This window comes from Streptomyces nigra, from assembly GCF_003074055.1.
Taxonomy (GTDB): domain Bacteria; phylum Actinomycetota; class Actinomycetes; order Streptomycetales; family Streptomycetaceae; genus Streptomyces; species Streptomyces nigra.
Genome location: NZ_CP029043.1, coordinates 2,444,237 through 2,464,909, shown reverse-complemented (window position 1 = coordinate 2,464,909; position 20,673 = coordinate 2,444,237). Strand labels below are relative to the sequence as shown.

General features: G+C 70.0%; 17 protein-coding genes and 2 tRNA genes. 14 read left to right on the top strand and 5 right to left on the bottom strand.

Translation table 11 applies throughout. The features are described 5' to 3' along the window. Positions 1 to 7: 7 nt before the first annotated feature. Entirely contained in the window at positions 8 to 1,264 is a 1,257-nt protein-coding gene (locus DC008_RS11385) for a GNAT family N-acetyltransferase (RefSeq protein ID WP_108706873.1), read from the bottom strand. A gap of 162 nt (positions 1,265 to 1,426) precedes the next feature. Between DC008_RS11385 and DC008_RS11380 the strand changes: the two genes are divergently transcribed. Further along, positions 1,427 to 2,605, top strand: coding sequence for a PP2C family protein-serine/threonine phosphatase (locus DC008_RS11380; RefSeq protein ID WP_055623856.1), 1,179 nt, complete (start codon positions 1,427 to 1,429; stop codon positions 2,603 to 2,605). Positions 2,606 to 2,621: 16 nt separating this feature from the next. Continuing rightward, positions 2,622 to 3,098, top strand: coding sequence for an HD domain-containing protein (locus DC008_RS11375; RefSeq protein WP_108706872.1), 477 nt, complete (start codon positions 2,622 to 2,624; stop codon positions 3,096 to 3,098). A gap of 15 nt (positions 3,099 to 3,113) precedes the next feature. Here DC008_RS11375 and DC008_RS11370 read toward each other — a convergent pair whose 3' ends face one another. Beyond that, positions 3,114 to 4,316, bottom strand: coding sequence for an acyltransferase family protein (locus DC008_RS11370; protein WP_108706871.1), 1,203 nt, complete (start codon positions 4,314 to 4,316; stop codon positions 3,114 to 3,116). A gap of 553 nt (positions 4,317 to 4,869) precedes the next feature. Here DC008_RS11370 and DC008_RS11365 point away from each other — a divergent pair. The 4 genes from DC008_RS11365 to DC008_RS11350 all read left to right on the top strand — a co-directional run bounded on the left by DC008_RS11365 (position 4,870) and on the right by DC008_RS11350 (position 8,539). Further along, positions 4,870 to 5,064 carry a hypothetical protein gene (locus tag DC008_RS11365; RefSeq protein WP_004001285.1) on the top strand — a complete coding sequence of 65 codons (195 nt, stop codon included), beginning with the start codon at positions 4,870 to 4,872 and terminating at the stop codon, positions 5,062 to 5,064. Between the two features lie 88 nt (positions 5,065 to 5,152). Beyond that, positions 5,153 to 7,288, top strand: a complete 2,136-nt coding sequence (locus DC008_RS11360) for a serine/threonine-protein kinase (protein WP_108706870.1) — start codon at positions 5,153 to 5,155, stop codon at positions 7,286 to 7,288. Positions 7,289 to 7,304: 16 nt separating this feature from the next. Continuing rightward, entirely contained in the window at positions 7,305 to 8,096 is a 792-nt protein-coding gene (locus tag DC008_RS11355) for an alpha/beta fold hydrolase (protein WP_108706869.1), read from the top strand. Positions 8,097 to 8,128: 32 nt separating this feature from the next. Continuing rightward, positions 8,129 to 8,539 carry a VOC family protein gene (locus DC008_RS11350; protein ID WP_108706868.1) on the top strand — a complete coding sequence of 137 codons (411 nt, stop codon included), beginning with the start codon at positions 8,129 to 8,131 and terminating at the stop codon, positions 8,537 to 8,539. Positions 8,540 to 8,776: 237 nt separating this feature from the next. Here the strand turns inward: DC008_RS11350 and DC008_RS36450 are convergent, their stop codons facing one another. Next, positions 8,777 to 9,034 (bottom strand): DUF7660 family protein, encoded by a 258-nt coding sequence (locus tag DC008_RS36450; protein WP_108710652.1) that lies wholly within the window; start codon positions 9,032 to 9,034, stop codon positions 8,777 to 8,779. Between the two features lie 486 nt (positions 9,035 to 9,520). Here DC008_RS36450 and DC008_RS11340 point away from each other — a divergent pair, with 486 nt between their 5' ends. Together DC008_RS11340 and DC008_RS11335 are read left to right on the top strand one after the other, a co-directional pair. Further along, positions 9,521 to 10,741 (top strand): outer membrane protein assembly factor BamB family protein, encoded by a 1,221-nt coding sequence (locus DC008_RS11340; RefSeq protein WP_164492291.1) that lies wholly within the window; start codon positions 9,521 to 9,523, stop codon positions 10,739 to 10,741. Positions 10,742 to 10,905: 164 nt separating this feature from the next. Next, positions 10,906 to 11,850: a tyrosine-type recombinase/integrase gene (locus DC008_RS11335; protein WP_123953996.1), complete on the top strand. Its 945-nt coding sequence runs from the start codon at positions 10,906 to 10,908 to the stop codon at positions 11,848 to 11,850. Between the two features lie 69 nt (positions 11,851 to 11,919). On the opposite strand, the gene DC008_RS11330 is transcribed toward DC008_RS11335, so the two are convergent. Then, positions 11,920 to 11,990 (bottom strand) — tRNA-Gly (locus DC008_RS11330). Between the two features lie 131 nt (positions 11,991 to 12,121). Here DC008_RS11330 and DC008_RS11325 point away from each other — a divergent pair. The 5 genes from DC008_RS11325 (at position 12,122) to clpX (ending at position 16,853) form a co-directional block, all read left to right on the top strand. Further along, positions 12,122 to 12,198 (top strand) — tRNA-Pro (locus DC008_RS11325). A gap of 206 nt (positions 12,199 to 12,404) precedes the next feature. Next, positions 12,405 to 13,799, top strand: coding sequence for a trigger factor (gene tig / locus DC008_RS11320; RefSeq protein WP_108706865.1), 1,395 nt, complete (start codon positions 12,405 to 12,407; stop codon positions 13,797 to 13,799). Between the two features lie 253 nt (positions 13,800 to 14,052). Further along, positions 14,053 to 14,661 carry an ATP-dependent Clp protease proteolytic subunit gene (locus DC008_RS11315; RefSeq protein ID WP_164492443.1) on the top strand — a complete coding sequence of 203 codons (609 nt, stop codon included), beginning with the start codon at positions 14,053 to 14,055 and terminating at the stop codon, positions 14,659 to 14,661. A 50-nt stretch (positions 14,662 to 14,711) separates the two neighbouring features. Next, positions 14,712 to 15,392: an ATP-dependent Clp protease proteolytic subunit gene (locus DC008_RS11310; RefSeq protein WP_108706863.1), complete on the top strand. Its 681-nt coding sequence runs from the start codon at positions 14,712 to 14,714 to the stop codon at positions 15,390 to 15,392. A 177-nt stretch (positions 15,393 to 15,569) separates the two neighbouring features. Further along, the gene (clpX, locus tag DC008_RS11305; protein ID WP_062669900.1) at positions 15,570 to 16,853 is read left to right on the top strand and encodes an ATP-dependent Clp protease ATP-binding subunit ClpX; all 1,284 of its coding nucleotides are present in this window, start codon (positions 15,570 to 15,572) and stop codon (positions 16,851 to 16,853) included. Between the two features lie 69 nt (positions 16,854 to 16,922). Here the strand turns inward: clpX and DC008_RS11300 are convergent, their stop codons facing one another. Then, positions 16,923 to 17,864, bottom strand: coding sequence for a hypothetical protein (locus tag DC008_RS11300; RefSeq protein ID WP_055623848.1), 942 nt, complete (start codon positions 17,862 to 17,864; stop codon positions 16,923 to 16,925). A gap of 136 nt (positions 17,865 to 18,000) precedes the next feature. Between DC008_RS11300 and DC008_RS11295 the strand changes: the two genes are divergently transcribed. Beyond that, positions 18,001 to 20,625 (top strand): valine--tRNA ligase, encoded by a 2,625-nt coding sequence (locus DC008_RS11295; RefSeq protein ID WP_108706862.1) that lies wholly within the window; start codon positions 18,001 to 18,003, stop codon positions 20,623 to 20,625. Positions 20,626 to 20,673: the final 48 nt, after the last annotated feature.

The window sequence follows — 20,673 nt, the reverse complement described above, 5'->3', positions numbered from 1 at the left end:
CCGCGCGTCAGAAGCCGTGCGGCAGCCAGGGCGCCACCGTGGACGCGAAGGCCGACGCCGCCTCCTCCAGCGCCCCCTGCCGCAGCTCCCGCACCCGTCCGGCCTCGCCCAGCGCCCGCAGGCCCACCCCGCCGAGATACGCCGACCCCAACTCCCGTACGGACAGGGCGAGATCGGCGGCGTCCGCCGTACGCTCGCACGACGCGCCCTTGCCGTCGCCGCTGAGCCGCCAACGCCCGCTGTTCCAGGGGCAGAAGGCGTCCTCGACCTCCAACACGACGTCCACCGGGGTCTGGTAGGTCCGCGCCTCCAGCGCCGCGCCCACGTCCACCAGCCGTATGTGCAGGGCGTCCTTCACCCGGAGCTCGCACCGCCGGATGTCCGAGACCTGGTACTGCCACGCCTCGTCCACCGGCCGCGACCGCGTCACCACCTTCGACGTCAGATCGAGGTCGAACAGGAACCGCCACAACGCCGCCTCCGCGGCCGGGCCCAGGCCGTAGAGGTCCCGCACCCGCACGATCCCGTCGGGCCCGCCGTGCCCCCACTCCGGCTGCACCGCGTAGCGCGCGAACCCGACGACCGCGCCGTCCCGCTCCGCCACCACGCACTGCAGCGGCGACGCGCCCCCGCGCTCGCCCTCCGGGTCCAGCAGCCCGACCCGCTCCCAGCCCGGCTGCCGTGCCAGCATCCCCGGCCGGCGCGGCACCTTCGCCGCGTACACCGCCTCGCACGCGTCGAGGACGTCGGCCGGTACGGCGTACCTCAGCCGTACGTCATCGGTGCCCGGCGGCACCGACAGCCGGACCCGGGACGTGTCGATCTCGGCGCTCGCGGCGAAGGTGCCGACGCCGTAGCCGAACCGGCCGTAGATCGCCGGTTCCGAGGCGGTCAGCACCGCCAGCGAACGGCCAGAGGCGCGGACGTCGTCGAGCTGGCGGCGCATCATCGACGTCAGCACACCGCGCCGCCGGTGCGTGGCGGCCACGCCGACCATCGTCACACCGGCCGCCGGCACGACCGCCCCGCCGGGCACGGCCATCCGGAAGCTGAACGCCCCGGCCGTGCCCACGCACGCGTCCCCGTCCCAGACACCGAGGGAGTGTTCGACCTCGGTCAGGGACCGGTAGAGTTCCCGCTCCTCGGCCGCCTCCGGGATCCCGCCGAAGGCACGCAGCAGGGTGTCGTACCAGATGTCCCACTCGTCCTGCCGCAACGGCCGTGGCCGAAGTCCGCCCGTGTCGCCCGCGCTCTCTTTCACCATGGACCATGCGTACCAGCGCGGTGCGGACGGGGCGAGGCAATTTCCCGGTGACGGCGACGAAGCGGCATTCCGTGAAGTTCACTGTGAAGTTGAACCTCGGACGGGGGACAAGTGGGACCTCCCGTGCCAAGCAGCTGGTCCGATGGATAGGGTCCCGAACTGATGGCAGCAGGACGAGAGCGGCGCACGGCGGCCGAGACGTTCACGGCCCGGTCGAAGATGCAGTGGCACCGGGTCCGAACCGCCCTGCGCAGAAGCGCCGTGGACTACTTCCGCGGCGACGGCTCGGACTGGGTCGCGCTCGCCGGACTGCTCGTGACCGTGCCCATGATCTGCGCCGCCACCATGGTGAACCCGGTGTGGTTCTCCCCGGCCGCGCTGGTCCTGCCGATCGTCGCGGGCGGTGTGCTGCTGCGCCCCGCGAGCCTGCTCGGGCTGTACGCGGCGGCGGCCACCGCGCTGATCGTCGAGTCCGTCCAGCTGGGCCCGTACACGGAAGGCCCTTCGCGCGTCACGCCGGGCGTCGTCCTCGTCGTCGCCGCGTGCGGGTTCTTCGGGCTGCTCATCGCGCAGTTCCGCAGCCGGGTCGGCGTGCCCTGGCGGCGCGGCGGCACCATGCTGTTCGACCTGCGCGAGCGCATCCGCGTACAGAGCAAGCTCCCGCAGCTGCCGCACGGCTGGCATCGCGAGATGGCCCTGCGCCCGGCCGGCGGCCAGTCCTTCTCCGGCGACTTCGTGGTCGCGGCCCGCACCAACGGCGGCCGCACCCTGGAGGTCGTCCTCACCGACGTCTCCGGCAAGGGCATGGACGCCGGTTCCCGCGCCCTGCTGCTGTCCGGCGCCTTCGGCGGTCTGCTGGGCAGCCTGCCCCCGCACGCGTTCCTGCCCGCCGCCAACGGCTATCTGCTGCGCCAGGACTGGGACGAGGGCTTCGCGACCTCCATCCACCTCGTCCTGGACCTCGACTCGGGCGACTACGAGCTCTACTCGGCCGGGCACCCGCCGGGCCTCCAACTCAGCGCGGGCAGCGGCCGCTGGGAGGAGAAGGCCGCCGAGGGACCCCTCCTCGGGGTGTACGACGGCGCCCAGTTCGACCCCGTGAAGGGCTCGTTGCGCCCCGGCGACGTCCTGATGCTGTTCACCGACGGCCTCGTCGAGACGTCCGACCGGGACATCGCCGAGGGCATCGACCGGCTCACCGGGGAGGCCGACCGGTATGTGGCGGGCGGGTTCCACGGGGCGGCCTGGCATCTCATCGAGGCGGTCGCGAAGGACGTCAACGACGACCGGGCGCTCCTGCTGATCTGCCGGGAGGGGCCGACGGCGTCGGTGGCGCCCTGAGCGGGACACTGTGGGGGTGACCGAGACACCGCGGGACACCCCGCCGCCGACGCTGTCCCTCGCCGACGTGGAGGCCGTCGCCCGCGCCGCCCACGCGGCTCAGACCGACAAGGCCGGGCGGCCGTACAGTGAGCATCTGAGCGCCGTCGCGGCGGGCGTCCGCGCGCGGGGCGGCGACGACGACCAGATCGCGGCGGCCTGGCTGCACGACGCCGTGGAGGACGACGCCCTGTCCGGGGAGTGGCTCGAGGGGGCCGCGCTGAGCCGGCGTACGAAGGACATCGTGCGGGCCGTCACCAAGCGGGCCGGGGAACCGCCCGAGGAGTACGCGGCCCGCATCCTCGCCACCCCCGGCGCCCTGCTGGTCAAAGAGGCCGATCTGGCGCACAACGCCGATCCGGCGCGGCTCGCGGTCCTGGACGAGGGGACCCGGAAACGACTGACCGAGAAGTACACGCGGATGCGCGCACTTCTCGGTCTCGTCGGCGGTTGAGCTCCCGGGTACGGCTCAGGCGTCGACCTTCTCGCGGGCGGTCGCGCCCTCGCGGCGCTCGCGGGCACGGGCCAGTTCGGCCGCGTCCCGCTTGAACGCCCACTCCATCTTCGGCTCCATCGCGAACCGGAAGACCCGGCGCACGGGCGCGGTGCACAGCAGCGTGACGCCGACGGCGGCGAGGACACTGACGAAGGCGACGCCCTCGGGGCGGTGCAGCCAGTCCGCCTCGAACCAGCCCTGGTAGTCACCGGCCTTCACGACGAAGCCGTGCAGCAGATAGCCGTAGAGCGTGCCGGCGCCGAGCGTGGTGAACCACATGTGACGGCGCGGCACCCAGGCGAAGAAGCAGGCCGTCAGCAGCAGCGAGCAGCCGAACATCGCCAGCACCATGACCGGGCCGGTCCACCAGGGTGCCTGCAGCTCCTGTGCGGCGTCGCGGTGGTAGAACCACGCGGTGTTCATGCGCGGCACCGCCCAGTAGGCGACGAGCAGCGTCACCACGCCGATCGGCACCGACAGCAGCCGCGTCGTGCGCGTGCGCACCATGTGGAAGTGCTCCGGCTTCATGATCAGACCGAGCACGAAGTACGGCAGGAACTGCAGGACCCGCTGGAGGTCCAGGTCGTCGCCGATCTCCGGGGTGACGGTCGCCATCATGGCGAGCCCGAGCGCGATGGGGAGCGGCCAGCGCACGACCTTCCACAGGGGTGTGGTCAGCCGCCAGATGAACAGCGCGCACAGGAACCAGGTCAGGTACCAGGGATCCAGGATGCTGACGTCCATGCCGGGGTCGTCGTCGATCCAGCGCTTGAAGAGCGGATAGGCCGTCTCGAACACGATGTACGGCACCGCGACACCGGTGATCAGCCGCTTCATCCGGCTGGGGCTGGCGTCGAAGCTGCGGGAGAAGAAGCCGGAGATGATGATGAACGCCGGCATGTGGAACGTGTACACGACCGTGTACAGCGTCTCCAGGGTCCGGCTGCCGCCCTTGATCGGCTCCCAGGCGTGTCCTATGGCGACGAGGACGATCGCCAGGTACTTCGCGTTGTCGAAGAACGCGTCGCGCTGTCTGGCGCCGCTCGACGCGGCTCTGGCGTTGCCCTGGGCCTTCCTGTTCTGCGGAGAGCGCGGACTCGGCACTCCGTCCGCCGGCTGCTGTGCCGGGGGGAGTGGCGCTCTGTTGTGGCCTTGCGGTCGCAGCGAGTCCGTCACAGACCCTCCCGACGAGAACCGGGGGAGAGGATCCCGGACCGCGCTGCGCATGCGGGGGACGAGGCAGCGTGGAACATCTGAGGCACCCTAGCGTTGTCTGAGTGATTTCGTAAAACCCGCGAGGTCATTAACGTTTATTGTGCGCGACCTCGCACGGGGGCGGCTAACGGACCCCTGGCAGACCCCTGTTGAACGCCCGGCTTGTCCGGATTCATGCCGACAAGGTGAGCCATATGGCCAGGAGATGCCGCCGATGAAATGATCAACCCTCCATGAATTCGAAATAGCTGCGAACACGTTGTGTGGCGATGGAAACGATCCCGTTGAATTCGCCGCGCGGGTGTCTCCTCGAAATGCTGTACGGGCGGGACGGGGGCGAGCGTTCACACCCCTGAGCGCACCCCGGCGCGGCCGCACCCCCGGCACAGCGGTGGCGAACGAAACGTCACGTGCCGCATAGGCGGGCCCGGTTGGTGGCACGATGGTTCTGGCGGGGTGCGCGGGGTCGCGTCCCCGGGCCGGGAGAGCGGACCGACCGAGGGTGTGATCTGTTGTGGCCATTTCGCTGTCAGTGGTACTGCTGTTGGCGATCGTGCTGGTGGTGCTGATCCGTGGCGGATCCCTGAAGGCCGGCCCCGCCGTCGTCGCCGTGCTGTTCGGCTTCTTCCTGGCCTCGACAGGCATGGCGGACGACATCCAGCGGTTCCTCAACTCGATAGCGGAGACCATCAACTCGATCCAGTTCTAGGCAGGTCCCGGGTCCGTCGGGACGCCCGGACACCTACGGATACCCTCGTTCGAGATCGTCGAACGGCACGGAACGGGGGACGTACGGCATGGCGCTGCGCGAGACCGACCCGGCGGAGGTGGGCGGTTACGCGATCGAGGACCGCCTCGGCGCCGGCGGCATGGGCGTCGTCTACCTCGCCCGCTCCGCCTCCGGCCGCCGGCTCGCCGTCAAGGTCGTACACGCCCAGTACGCCGACGACGACGAGTTCCGCACCCGCTTCCGCCGCGAGGTCGCCGCCGCCCGCCAGGTCAGCGGCGCCTTCACCGCCCCCGTCGTGGACGCCGACGCCGATGCGGCCCGCCCCTGGATGGCCACGCTCTACATCCCCGGCGCCGACCTCGGCACCCATGTCCGCCGCCACGGCCCGCTGTCCCCGCCGAGACTGCGCGAACTGGCCGCCGGCCTCTCCGAGGCGCTGCGCGACATCCACCGCGCCGGAATGGTCCACCGCGACCTGAAGCCGGCCAACGTGATGCTCGCCGAGGACGGACCCCGCGTCATCGACTTCGGCATCTCCCGCGCCACCGAGTTCGCCGCCTCCGACGTCCTCACCCAGACCGGCCGGGTCATGGGCACCCCGCCCTTCATGTCGCCCGAGCAGTTCTCCTCCCCGCAGGACGTCGGCCCCGCCGCCGACGTCTTCTCCCTCGGCTCCGTCCTCGTGTACGCCGCCACAGGGCACGGCCCGTTCGACAGTCCGAGCCCCTACGAGACGGCCCTGCGGGTCGTCGACGGCACCCCCGAACTCGACGGCGTACCAACCGAACTGCTCACCTTCGTCCGGCTCTGTCTGGAGAAGTCCCCCGCCGCCCGCCCCACCACCGGCGAACTCCTCGCCCTCCTGCGCGACGGCCGCCTGCCCGAGCCACGCGCCGGCGACGCGCCGACCGTGTCCCAGGACGCGCCCCCGCCCCGCCGCCGCAGACGCCCCTGGCTCGCTCCCGCCGCGGGCGCCCTGGCCCTGGCGGCCCTCGCCGCCCTGACCCTCACCCTGACCTCCGACGAAGCGAGACCCGGGAACCTCCCCGCCGGCTGGCAGCCCTGGCGCGGCAAGTCCAAGGACCCCGGCGTCGACAAGGAACCGACCACCCCCGACGGCCCGTTCACCCGCTGCGCGGCCACCGGCACCTCTCTGGTGTGCGCCGGCGACGACGTCATGGCGACCCGCTTCGCCCTCGCCGACGGCCGCAACACCTGGGCCCGCCCCGTCGACGGCACAGCCGACGAACTCGGCCTCGGCGACCAGGGCACCGTCCTCGCCGCCCGCCACGGCCGTGTCTTCGTCTACGGCTCCGACGACCGCACCGTCCGCGACGAGAACCACTACCGCTACACCGTCCAGGCCCTCGACGCCGGCACCGGCGAGGTGCTCTGGTCCACGGTCACCGGCGACGGCCCGGAGGCGTCCGAGCCCAACAGCGAGCTCGGGTACGCCGTCGCCGTCCCGGAGGGCATCGTCGCCGTCCACGGCCCGAAGGGACAGCAGTACGCCCTGCTCGGCGCCGACGACGGCGAGGTCCGCTGGAAGCACCCGCTCCCCGACCCCGACACCCGGATCTGCCTGCTGCGCGCCGCCGCCGGCCAGGCGTACCTGGTCTGCCAGAAGTGGTCCTTCGACGACGAGGACGCCGGCGGCACCAGCGTCGCCCAGCTCGACCTCGCCACCGGCCGGCCCCGCTGGACCGTGGACCTCGACGGGGAGATGGACATCGTCGGGCAGACCGGCGGCCGCCTGGTCCTGCTCCCCACGGCCGGCGCCCACCGCGCGGTGACGCTCATCGACGCCGACTCGCACATCGTGACGACCGTGGGCCTCGCCGAGCCCCAGCCCGAGACGTCGACGCCCACCCTGCTCCGCGGCCGGCTCTGCTACACCCGCCCCAGCGGCAGCGTCCGCGCCTTCGCACCCGAGGACGGGCGCCGCCTGTGGGAGAGCAACTCCACCGTGGAGTCCCCGGGCCCCCCGGTGGCCTCCGCCACCCACCTCTACCTTGCGTCCCCCAGCGGCCGCCTCGCCGCCCTCGACCTGCGCACCGGCCGGGTCACCGCCACCCTCCAGGGCCGCGACGACGGCGGCACCGCCGAGGCCGGCGCCGGCGCCCCCCTGACCCTCGTCGGCGACGCCCTCTACGTCCCGTACGGCATCCGCTCCGTCTACAGCGTGGACGTCCGCGCCCTGTGAGCGCAGGCTACGACCCATGGAGACGATCACACCCCCGGAGCCCGCCCGTGCGGCCCTGACCCTCGACGGCCGCCGCCTGTCCTACCTCGACTTCGGAGGCCCGGGACGCCCCCTGCTCGCCCTGCACGGCCACTTCAACGAGGGCCGCACCTTCGCCCCCCTCGCCCGGGCCCTCTTCCCGCACTGGCGGGTCGTCGCCCCGGACCAGCGCGGGCACGGCTTCTCCGACCGGGGCCCGGACTTCTCCCGCGAGGGCTACGTCGGCGACGCGGCCGCGCTCATCTCCCACCTCGGCCTGGAGCGGCCGGTGGTCCTCGGCCACTCGATGGGCGGCGTCAACGCCTACCAGCTCGCCGCCCGCCACCCCGGCCTGGTCCACGCGCTCGTCATCGAGGACATCGGCACCGAGATCGACGACGACCTGTCCTTCTGCCTGTCCTGGCCCCACCGAGCCCCGACCCGCACGGCCCTGATCGAACAGCTGGGGGACTCCGCCCGCTACCTCGGCGACGCCCTGCGCGAGTACCCAGACGGCTGGGGCCTCGCCTTCCGCCCCGAGGACATGGTCACCTCGGTCGGCCGGGTCAACGGCGACCACTGGGCCGACTGGCTCGCCACGGACTGCCCCGCCCTCCTGATCCACGGCACCCGCAGCGACACGCTCACCGAGGCCCACGCCAAGGAACTGGCGTCCCGCCGCCCCCACACCAGCCTCGCCCAGCTCCCCACCGGCCACACGGTCCACGAGACCGACCCCGAGGGCTTCGCGGCCACGGTGAGCGCCTTCCTGGACACCCTGAAGGGCTGACCGCGGCGGGGGCCCTGTGCCAAGATCACGGAATGCTGCGACTGACCGATTTCATCATCGACTGCCCGGACACGATGAAGCTGGCGGCCTTCTACTCCGAGGTGACCGGCCGTCCCATCAAAGAGGGCAGCACCGAGGAGTGGGCCGGCATCCGGTTCGGCGAGATCGAGCTGGCGTTCATCCGGGTGGACGACTACCGCGCCCCGCAGTGGCCCGACAGCGAGCACCCCAAGCAGTTCCACCTCGACTTCGAGGTGGACGAGATCGAGCCCGAGCAGCGCCGCGTCCTCGCCCTGGGCGCCACCCTGCGGCAGGACTTCATCGGCCCCGAGGGCTACGGCTGGCAGGTCTACACGGACCCGATCGGCCACCCCTTCTGCCTGTGCCGCAACAAGGGCGTCGTCTGGACCGAGGACGGCCCGACCTGGCCAGGCCGAGCCTGACCGGGACCGCCCCGGAAAACGACCAGGGCCAGGCGGAGGAGGAACCCTCCGGCCTGGCCCTGAGCCGTACAGAGCGGGCGACGGGAATCGAACCCGCGTAGCTAGTTTGGAAGATCGCGCATGTGGAGCCGGGCTGAGCTGGCAAGACGCTGACCTGCGCGTTCCCGGCTCGCCCCCCGCTGTTCCCCGAGGCTCCCCGCTACTTGCTGTCCCGTCGGGCACGTCGGGGGCACGGCCTCACTCGTAGATTTGGGCGGCATCCAGGGCGCGAGCGAAGAACGTCCAGTCGCCTTGGGGCGGTAGATCCTGCCCGTGGTTGCCGTACCACCCGGGCGCATCCGAGACCCAGGCTTCCAGAGCCTCCAAGAAGGCGTCTAGCGTCCCGTTCTCCCACGCCGCGCCATTCTCCGCATGGTCCGCTCGTAGACGCGCCAGAAAGGCGCTGAAGGCTTCTCGGTCGCCAACGTGGTCGGCTGCTGCAAGAGGGCTTGTCATGACCGTGACCCTTAGGGCGCCCACGCGCGCAGTCTGCTTCATCCTGTGACAGGCGAGACGACGGACATCTGGAGTTCCTCGACTTACGTTCGCGGATGAGCACCTGCGGCGGTGCCCAAGGCGCCGTCTCTGAGCAGGGGCAGAGCCGTCGACAACTGTCATCGTCTGTCGTCGTGGGCCGTCTTCGGGCGGCCCAGGGACGGCCTCAGGTAGTGCCGGATCACGGCCCTCGGCGCCAGAGCCCCGCATTAGGAGCGAGGTTGGGCGGTTGCCGGTGTGAGCTGCGGAGACCTGTACTCTTACGCGGCTCCTGAATGGGAGCTGAGCCACCCGGTCGGGGTGACAAGGGGCAGGGCCTGTGGGGGGGCTGTTGTGGTGCGACGGATGAATTTGCTGGGAGAACCAGGGGTGGGACTGTCGGGGGGATCGGGCAGGCCTGTTCCGAGCCAGGCAGACGTGCAGATGGCCCGCGGCTGGGTGTGGGGTGTGTACATCGTGCTGCTCCTCCTCGCGATCGGTGGGCTGGTGGACTGGTACGAGTCACGGGACGTGTTCACTGGAGCCCACGGCCCCTTTCCCGCCGCGTTCGCCGCCGAGGCCCCAGTCGCGCCTGAACACGTCATGCGCCGGGCGGGGGGTGAGCAGGCCTTGGTGCACGGACTGTCCCTACGGTGGACGGATTCCGGCATGGCGGCGCTGAACCTGCGGACCGGCAAGGAGTACTGGCGCTACGAGCGCCGGGACTCGAACAACCCTGCTGTGTGGTCGTTCGGGGTGTCGGAACGCACCGTGGTAGCCCGCTTCACCGACGGGAAGCTCGTAGCCATCGATCTGCGCACGGGCAAGCTGCTGTGGCATACCGAGATTCGAGCTGGCGACCGCTATCGGTCCGTGGAGCTCGTCGGCGGCCGGGCCGTCACCGAGGATCTCGGCGCCGTGCGCGCCTTCGACGAGCGTGGTGGCCGGAGTCTGTGGACGCTGAAGACGCCTGAGTCGTGTCCCGAGGTATTCCTCCATTCCGTGCACGCCCTGCCGAACCACCTGTACGCCGTCCACGTGATGTGCAATGCGTCGGGTCGCGACGACCGGGACGAGTACGGCCTTCTGTTCGGGGTCGACAACCGCACGGGCAAGATCCTCTGGCAGCAGCGCACCGTGGACCCCGAGCTGACGGCCTGGGGTGACGGGCACACGCTGATCGCCCCGGACCCGGACCGCCCGCAGACCATCCAGTTGCTTGACATGAACCGTCAAAGGATCTCTCCACGCGCCACGCTCCCCCTGGATGAGTGGGACGTGGTCGCCGCAGGCAGCGGCACCGTACTGTCCGCCACCGACCCGAAAGACGGCTCCGAAGACCACGACACACTCCTGCGCGCCTACAACACCCTGGACGGCCAACCTTCCTGGCAGCTGCGGGCGCCAACCGGCCAGGAGTACGGGTTCCCCAAGATCGCCGACGGCCGGGTATACGTCGTACGCCAGCCCTTCCTCACCGCGGCAGACGCAGGTCGCCGCGTGCATGCCGACCTGCTCATCCTCGACGCGGGCACTGGGCACCTGCTCCACACCCTGCGGCTGCCGGCCATGACCGCGCCGGACGAAACCGACGATTTCGAGAAACTCAACGTCCGCGACACCGCCGACGGCGCGGTGAGCATCAGCTGGCGAGACGGCAGCGGGGACCTATTGATCGCCACGGACTGACCCCCGTCCCCGCCATGTCATCGACTAACGGTGGACAAGCAACCGAGTTGCGGACGGTTGTCTGCTCGGTCGTGGCTGACTGGCTGACAACTGTCTGACGGCCCCGAGGCGGCCCCAGGGAAAGCCCCGGCGCCGCTGACGCTTCCCGTTGCTTGGCCCGCTCGATGCGAACTGTGGGCGCGGAGGTCGGTGAGGTCTCCCGGGCTGGCCAGGAGGACCTCAGCGCTCCGCGCGCGGTACCCAACGGCTCGCTGCTGCGGCACCACCTGGAGCCGACCTTCGGGAACGTCAACGTCACCGACATCTCGCCCCCGTTCGTGCGGCGCTGGCGTGCGGACAAGCTCGCCTCCGGGACCGGCCCGACGACGGTCGCCAAGGCGTACGCCCTGCTGAGGGCGATCCTGGGCACGGCGGTCGCCGACCAGATGATCCGGCGCAACCCGTGCACCATCCAGGGCGCCAGCACCGTGCACACTCCGGAGCGCCCCACCGCCACGGTTCAGGAGGTCTACGACCTGGCCGACGCGATCCAGCCGCGCTACCGGGTGCTCGTGCTGATGGCCGGGTTCCTCGGTCTGCGCTGGGGCGAGCTGATCGGGCTCCACCGCCGGGACCTCGACCTGGAGGCCGGCGCCCTGCGGGTCCGCCGCGCGGTCACCGAGCTGAACAATGGCGAGCGTGAGATCAAAGCGCCCAAGAGCGCTGCCGGAAAACGGACGGTTTCGATCCCGAGCGTCATCGTGCCGGACATCCGTGACCACCTGGAGCGCTACGCCGAGCCTGGAGCGGTCGGCCGCGTCTTCGTCGGGGCCAAGGGCGCGACCCCGCGTCGGAACCACTTCAACCGGCTGTGGCACAAGGCGTGCGAGTCGGCAGGGGTCAAGGGCCTGCACTTCCATGATCTTCGGCATACGGGCAACACCCTGGCGGCGTCCACGGGAGCCAGCACGCGTGAGCTGATGGCGCGAATGGGCCACAGCACCGCGCGGGCCGCGCTGATCTATCAGCACGCGAGCGCCGACCGTGACCGGCTGATCGCCGAGGCGCTGAGCGGCCTGGTCGACAGGGGGCGCAGACCGAAGGGGCACGCAGGGGGCACGGCGGGCTGAACACAGCCCCGCAAAACGACCAGGGCCAGGCGGAGGAGGAACCCTCCGGCCTGGCCCTGAGCCGTTCAGAGCGGGCGACGGGAATCGAACCCGCGTAGCTAGTTTGGAAGACTAGGGCTCTACCATTGAGCTACGCCCGCACAGCGACGCGCCGCAGGTCCGGGACCGCGGCACTGAAGGCATCGTAGCGGGTCGGCGCCCCTCGTCGCACACCCCGGGAATGCGGAGGCCACGCCGACTTCGGGCATGTACCCTACGTGTCGCACCAGCACGGGGTGTGGCGCAGCTTGGTAGCGCGTCCGCTTTGGGAGCGGAAGGCCGTGGGTTCAAATCCCGCCACCCCGACCACGACCGGTCACCGCCGGCCTCCGCACGGCCACCTCGTGCGATCACGGCCGATGATCGCCTTTGGGGCCGTGTCCTCGCTGCCGTTACTATGCAAGCTGCACGCCCGTGTGTCTCTCCGTAACCCACGAAGTCCTCCGGGCGGCGAATCCGCCGGACCGGTCTGGTGCCGGCAGAACCCGAGAAGTCAGCCACAAGGAGACCGAACCGTGAAGAGCGCCGTGGAGACCCTGAACCCGACCCGGGTTCGGCTCACTGTCGAGGTGCCCTTCGAGGAGCTCAAGGACAGCCTCGACGCGGCGTACAAGAAGATCAACCAGCAGGTCACGGTGAAGGGCTTCCGCAAGGGCAAGATCCCGGCCCGCGTCATCGACCAGCGGTTCGGCCGCGGCGCCGTGCTGGAGGAGGCCGTCAACGACGCGCTTCCGAAGTTCTACACCGAGGCCGTCAACGAGGCCGAGATCGACGTCCTGGGCCAGCCCGAGGTCGACATCACCGAGCTGAAGGACGGCGAGACGCTGAACTTCACCGCCGAGGTCGACGTCCGCCCCGCCATCGAGATCCCGGACTTCTCCGGCATCGAGGTCGAGGTCGACGCCGTCGAGGTCACCGACGAGGACGTCGAGAAGTCCGTCGAGCAGCTGCGCGAGCGCTTCGCCTCGACCTCCCCGGTCGAGCGCGCCGCCCAGGACGGCGACGTCGTCACCATCGACCTGGAGGCCAAGGTCGAGGGCGAGGTCCTCGAGGACGGCATCGCCGACGGTGTCTCGTACACCATCGGCTCCGGTGAGCTGCTGGAGGGCATCGACGACGCCGTGAAGGGCCTGGAGGCCGGTGGCGAGGCCACCTTCACCTCCGAGCTCAAGGGCGGCTCGGCGGCCGGCAAGGAGGCCGAGGTCACCGTCAAGGTCACCCAGGTCGCCGCCCGCGAACTGCCCGAGCTGGACGACGACTTCGCGCAGCTCGCCTCCGAGTTCGACACCCTCGACGAGCTCAAGGCGGACAGCCGCAAGCGCCTCGAGAACATGAAGCAGTACGACCAGGCCACGCAGGCCCAGGAGCGCGTCCTGGAGAAGCTGCTGGACATGGTCGAGGTGCCCGTCCCCGAGAAGCTCCTCGAGGACGAGATCAACACCCGTAAGCACAACCTCGAGCACCACCAGCTCGGCCAGATGGGCCTCGACCTCGCGAAGTACCTGGAGATCCAGGGCAAGACCGAGGAGGAGTTCGACGCCGAGACCAAGGAAGCCGCGGTCAAGGGCATCAAGACGCAGTTCGTCCTGGACGAGCTCGTCAAGCAGGAGAAGCTGAACGTCAACCAGGAGGAGCTCACCGAGCACCTCATGCGCCGCGCCGCCTCCTCCGGCATGTCCCCCGACCAGTTCGCCCAGGCGGTCGTCGAGGGCGGCCAGGTTCCGCTCCTGGTCGGCGAGGTCGCCCGCGGCAAGGCCCTGGCCGTCGTGGTCGAGAAGGCCACGGTCAAGGACACCAACGGCGAGATCGTGGACCTGGACGACGAGGACGAGGTCGAGCAGGCCACGGAGACCGTCGAGGCCGCCGAGGGCACCGCCGACGAGGCCGCCGAGGACAAGTCCGAGGCCTGAGCCGGCGCCGTAGCGGCCCAGCAGGACCCAGGGAGGGCCCGGAGGATCACCCGATCCCCCGGGCCCTTCCGCCTCTCCTCACCCGCCCGGCGCTACGCCCCCGGCGAACACCTGCCGCTCCGGGATTCCCCGAAGGGACCAGCGCGTTAGGGTCCATGAGTATGAGGGCAGGGGAGTCCCCGTTGCCCACGCAGGACACGTGAGACGGCCCGGCGCCGTCGTAAGACGAGCAGGTGGATACGTGACGAATCTGATGCCCTCCGCCGCCGGTGAGCCTTCCATCGGTGGTGGCCTCGGTGACCAGGTCTACAACCGGCTGCTCAACGAGCGGATCATCTTCCTCGGCCAGCCGGTCGACGACGACATCGCCAACAAGATCACTGCACAGCTGCTGCTCCTTGCCGCGGACCCCGACAAGGACATTTACCTGTACATCAACAGCCCCGGCGGCTCGATCACGGCCGGTATGGCGATCTACGACACCATGCAGTTCATCAAGAACGACGTCGTGACGATCGCCATGGGTCTCGCGGCCTCCATGGGGCAGTTCCTGCTCAGTGCGGGCACCCCGGGCAAGCGCTTCGCGCTCCCGAACGCCGAGATCCTGATCCACCAGCCGTCCGCCGGTCTGGCCGGTTCCGCCTCGGACATCAAGATCCACGCCGAGCGGCTGCTGCACACCAAGAAGCGCATGGCCGAACTCACCGCCCAGCACACGGGCCAGTCGATCGAGCAGATCACCCGCGACTCGGACCGTGACCGCTGGTTCGACGCCTTCGAGGCCAAGGAGTACGGCCTCATCGACGACGTCATCCCGACGGCCGCCGGGATGCCGGGCGGCGGCGGCACCGGGGCGGCCTGAGGCCCCCCGTACGCCCGTAGCCGACCGCCACAGCCCCTAGGAGACAGACAGTGAACGACTTCCCCGGCAGCGGCCTGTACGCCCGCACCGAGGCCGAGTACACCGGCCCGCGCGCCGAGTCCCGGTATGTGATCCCGCGGTTCGTCGAGCGCACCTCGCAGGGCATCCGCGAGTACGACCCGTACGCGAAGCTCTTCGAGGAGCGCGTGATCTTCCTCGGCGTCCAGATCGACGACGCCTCCGCCAACGACGTCATGGCGCAGCTGCTGTGCCTGGAGTCGATGGACCCCGACCGGGACATCTCGGTCTACATCAACAGCCCCGGTGGCTCCTTCACCGCGCTCACGGCGATCTACGACACGATGCAGTTCGTGAAGCCGGACGTCCAGACGGTCTGCATGGGCCAGGCGGCCTCCGCCGCGGCCATCCTGCTGGCCGCCGGTACGCCCGGCAAGCGCATGGCGCTGCCCAACGCCCGTGTGCTGATCCACCAGCCGTACAGCGAGACCGGCCGGGGTCAGGTCTCCGACCTGGAGATCGCCGCCAACGAGATCCTCCGGATGCGGGCGCAGCTGGAGGAGATGCTGGCCAAGCACTCCACCACGCCGATCGAGAAGATCCGCGAGGACATCGAGCGTGACAAGATCCTCACGGCCGAGGACGCGCTGTCGTACGGGCTGATCGACCAGATCATCTCCACCCGGAAGATGAACAACGCCGACGTTCGCTGACGCGGACCCGGTATTGTCTGCTGCCCCTTGGCACGGTTTGGGATGGTGCACGTCAAAGTGAACCGCGCCAAGGGGGGCCCGAACGGGGGCCCAGGCAAGGTACCGTCGACATAAGGCAGCACCAGGAGCCGCTGGACTCGATGTCCAGTCGTCTCCACGGCGAAGGGGAAGCACACCGTGGCACGCATCGGTGACGGCGGCGATCTGCTCAAGTGCTCGTTCTGCGGCAAGAGCCAGAAGCAGGTCAAGAAGCTCATCGCAGGCCCTGGTGTGTACATCTGCGACGAGTGCATCGATCTCTGCAACGAGATCATCGAGGAAGAGCTCGCGGAGACCAGTGAGGTCCGCTGGGAGGAACTCCCGAAGCCGCGCGAGATCTACGAGTTCCTCGAGGGGTACGTGGTCGGCCAGGAAGCGGCCAAGAAGGCCCTCTCGGTCGCCGTGTACAACCACTACAAGCGGGTCCAGGCAGGCGAGAACGGCGGCGGTCAGAACCGCGAGGACGCCATCGAGTTGGCGAAGTCCAACATCCTGCTGCTCGGCCCGACGGGCTCCGGCAAGACGCTGCTCGCGCAGACGCTGGCCCGCATGCTGAACGTCCCCTTCGCCATCGCCGACGCGACGGCGCTGACGGAGGCCGGCTACGTCGGCGAGGACGTCGAGAACATCCTGCTGAAGCTGATCCAGGCCGCCGACTACGACGTCAAGAAGGCCGAGACCGGGATCATCTACATCGACGAGATCGACAAGGTCGCGAGGAAGAGTGAAAACCCCTCCATCACGCGCGACGTGTCGGGCGAGGGCGTCCAGCAGGCCCTCCTGAAGATCCTCGAGGGCACCACGGCCTCGGTTCCGCCGCAGGGCGGCCGCAAGCACCCGCATCAGGAGTTCATCCAGATCGACACGACGAACGTCCTGTTCATCGTGGGCGGCGCGTTCGCCGGACTGGAGAAGATCATCGAGTCGCGGGCCGGCGCCAAGGGCATCGGCTTCGGCGCGACGATCCGCTCGAAGCGGGAGCTGGAGTCCAAGGACCAGTTCGAGGACGTCATGCCCGAGGACCTGGTGAAGTTCGGCATGATCCCCGAGTTCATCGGCCGTCTCCCCGTCATCACCTCGGTCCACAACCTGGACCGCGAGGCCCTGCTCCAGATCCTGGTCGAGCCGCGCAACGCGCTGGTGAAGCAGTACCAGCGCCTCTTCGAACTCGACGGCGTGGAGCTGGACTTCGAGCGTGAGGCCCTGGAGGCCATCGCCGACCAGGCCATCCTCCGCCAGACCGGCGCGCGCGGCCTGCGCGCCATCATGGAGGAGGTCCTGATGTCGGTGATGTACGAGGTCCCGTCCCGCAAGGACGTGGCCCGCGTCGTCATCACGGCGGACGTCGTCCACTCGAACGTGAACCCCACCCTGATCCCCCGCGACGCCCGCCGCGGCCCCGGGGAGCAGAAGTCGGCTTAACCGCCACCACGGACCAACAGGGAAGGGCCCGGTCGACCGACCGGGCCCTTCCGTCGTTCCGGTGCTGCGTCAGGCCTTGACGCGGATCTCCGACCGGACCTTCGACGTGATGTCCACGGCCACGTCCTTGGTGATGCCCTGGGTGGCGTCACCCGGTGACACCATCGCGATGGTGCTGTAGTCGGCCCAGGCGCAGAACCAGTCCGTCTTCTCCTTCTTGCTCACCAAGTCCGTGCCCTGGACGGCCTGGCACTTCATGACCGCGCCGTCGAGGTCGACGGACTCGGCCTCACCCACCAACTTGGACTTCCCCGCCTGGGACGAGGAGGAGCTGTCCTCGTCGGCCGACTTCTTGAAGTCGGCGAAGAACTTGTCCAGCGCCGCCTCGGGGTCCTCGATCTCGCCGTAGGCGCCGAAGTAGGTGATGCCCTTCGCGCTCGCGAGTTCGGTCAGGTCCGGCGCCGTGCTCGGGTCGCTGGGGTCGTAACCGCTCAGGTCCGCCGTGGAGTAGACGCCGACGACGCTCTTGCCGTTCTTGACGCCGCTCTTCTCCATGTCCTCGGCGGTGTCGGTGGAGCCGCCGAGGTTCTCGCCGGTCTTTGTCGCCCGCGTGTAGTCGCTGAGCAGCTTCTCCGGCGTCGCCAACTTGTGCGCGCCGTCGTCCTCCACGCCGGCCGCGCCGCCACCGCTGCCCAGCAGGAAGTACGCGCCCACGCCGATCGCCGCCACGACCGCCACCGCGCCCAGGATCAGGCCGGTCTTCTTGCCGCCGCCGGACGGCTGCGGGGGCTGGGGCATGCCGTACGGCTGCTGGCCGTAGGGGGGCTGCTGCGGGGGGACACCCTGGGGTGCCTGCGGGTAGCCGTAGCCCGGCTGGGCCGGCGGCGCCTGCTGGGGGTAGCCGTAGCCGGGCTGGGGTGCCTGCGGCTGCTGGCCGTACGGACCCGGCTGGCCGTACGGACCGGGCTGCTGGGGCTGCCCGCCGTACGGGCCCGGCTGGTTGTAGCTCATTTCTGGGTTCCCCTCCAGATGCTTATGTGTTCCTGACATCCTGGCGCAGAGTCGTCGGTCCCACGGCATCGGGGTCCCCACCGTTACAGAACAAAGGCGTTTCGGGACACGGCCGAGACACCCCTAAACTGAGCTCGTGACCGAGAACGCTCAGCAGCAGCCACCAGCGCCCGACACCGAACTGCCGACCCAGTACGCGCCGGCCGATGTAGAGGGGCCGCTGTACGAGCGCTGGGTGGAGCGCGGTTACTTCGAGGCGGACGAGAAGAGCGACAAGCCGCCGTACACCATCGTCATCCCGCCGCCGAACGTCACCGGCAGCCTGCACCTGGGCCACGCCTTCGAGCACACGCTGATCGACGCCCTCACCCGCCGCAAGCGCATGCAGGGCTACGAGACGCTGTGGCAGCCCGGCATGGACCACGCCGGCATCGCCACGCAGAACGTCGTCGAGCGCGAGCTCGGCAAGGAGGGCAAGTCCCGCCACGACCTCGGCCGTGAGGCGTTCGTCGAGCGCGTCTGGAAGTGGAAGGCCGAGTCCGGCGGCCAGATCTCCGGCCAGATGCGCCGCCTCGGCGACGGCGTCGCCTGGTCCCGTGAGCGCTTCACCATGGACGAGGGCCTCTCCCAGGCCGTCCAGACCATCTTCAAGCGGCTCTACGACGACGAGCTGATCTACCGCGCCGAGCGCATCATCAACTGGTGCCCGCGCTGTCTGACCGCGATCTCCGACATCGAGGTCGAGTACCAGGACGACGACGGCGAGCTCGTCTCCATGAAGTACGGCGAGGGGGACGACACCATCGTCGTCGCCACGACCCGCGCCGAGACGATGCTCGGCGACACCGCCGTCGCCGTCCACCCCGACGACGAGCGGTACAGGCACCTGGTCGGCAAGCTCATCAGGCTGCCGCTGACCGACCGCTCGATCCCGGTCGTCGCCGACACCCACGTCGACCCCGAGTTCGGCACCGGCGCGGTCAAGGTGACCCCGGCCCACGACCCGAACGACTTCGAGATCGGCCAGCGCCACGACCTGCCCGCCATCACGGTCATGGACGAGCACGCGGTCATCACCGCCCACGGCCCCTTCCAGGGCCTGGACCGGCTCGAGGCCCGCTCCGCCATCGTCGCCGCGCTGCGCGCCGAAGGCCGGATCGTCGCCGAGAAGCGGCCGTACGTCCACTCCGTCGGCCACTGCTCGCGCTGCAAGACCACCATCGAGCCGCGCCTGTCCATGCAGTGGTGGGTCAAGGTCGGCCCGCTCGCCAAGGCCGCCGGCGACGCGGTCCGCGACGGCAAGGTCAAGATCCACCCGCAGGAGATGGAGAAGCGGTACTTCGACTGGGTCGACAACCTCCACGACTGGTGCATCTCGCGGCAGTTGTGGTGGGGCCACCGCATCCCGGTCTGGTACGGCCCGAACGGCGAGGTCGTCTGCGTCGGACCGGACGAGGAGCCGCCGAGCGGCGAGGGCTGGCGTCAGGACACCGACGTCCTCGACACCTGGTTCTCCTCCGGCCTGTGGCCGTTCTCCACGCTCGGCTGGCCCGAACAGACCGAGTCGCTCGCGAAGTTCTACCCGAACTCCGTCCTGGTCACCGGCTACGACATCCTCTTCTTCTGGGTCGCCCGGATGATGATGTTCGGCCTGTACGCGATGGACGGCACCCCGCCGTTCCACACCATCGCCCTGCACGGCATGGTCCGCGACCAGTTCGGCAAGAAGATGTCGAAGTCCTTCGGCAACGCGGTCAACCCGCTGGACTGGATGGACAAGTACGGCTCCGACGCGCTCCGCTTCACCCTCGCGCGCGGCGCCAACCCCGGCGTCGACGTCCCGATCGGCGAGGACTGGGTCCAGGGCTCCCGCAACTTCGCCAACAAGATCTGGAACGCCACGCGCTTCGCGCTGATGAACGGCGCGACCGTCGAGGGCCCGCTGCCCGACGCGTCGAAGATGTCCTCGACGGACCGCTGGATCCTGTCCCGCCTGAACTCGGTCGTCGCCGAAGTCGACGCGTTCTACGACGACTTCCAGTTCGCCAAGCTGTCCGACGCCCTGTTCCACTTCGCGTGGGACGAGGTCTTCGACTGGTACGTCGAGCTGTCCAAGACGACGTTCCAGGCGGGCGGCGAGCCGGCCGAGGTCTCCAAGCGCGTCCTCGGCGAGGTCCTCGACGTCACGCTGAAGCTGCTGCACCCGGTGGTCCCGTTCGTCACCGAGACCCTGTGGACCACCCTGACCGGCGGCGAGTCCATCGTGATCGCCGACTGGCCCGCCGACAGCGGCTTCCGCGACCAGGACGCCGAGCGGGAGATCGAGTCGCTCCAGTCCGTCATCACCGAGGTCCGCCGCTTCCGCGCCGACCAGGGCCTCCAGCCCGGCCAGCGGGTCCCGGCCCGGCTCACCATGGACGGCACGGCCCTCGCCGCGCACGAGCCGGCCATCCGCCAGCTCCTCCGCCTCCAGCCGGAGGGCGACGCCTTCACGGCGACGGCGACGCTGCCGGTCGAGGGCGCGGAGGTCGCCCTCGACCTGTCCGGCGTGATCGACGTCGCGGCCGAGCGCAAGCGCCTGGCCAAGGACCTCGCCGCCGCCGAGAAGGAGAAGGCCCAGGCCACCGCCAAGCTCGGCAACGAGGCGTTCCTGGCGAAGGCCCCCGACCAGGTCGTGGAGAAGATCCGCGGCCGGCTCGCCAAGGCGGACGAGGACATCGCCCGCATCACGGCCCAGCTGGAGCGCCTGCCCCAGGCGTAGGCAGGACGACGGTCAGCAGGCCCCCGGTGCTCTCGGGCACCGGGGGCC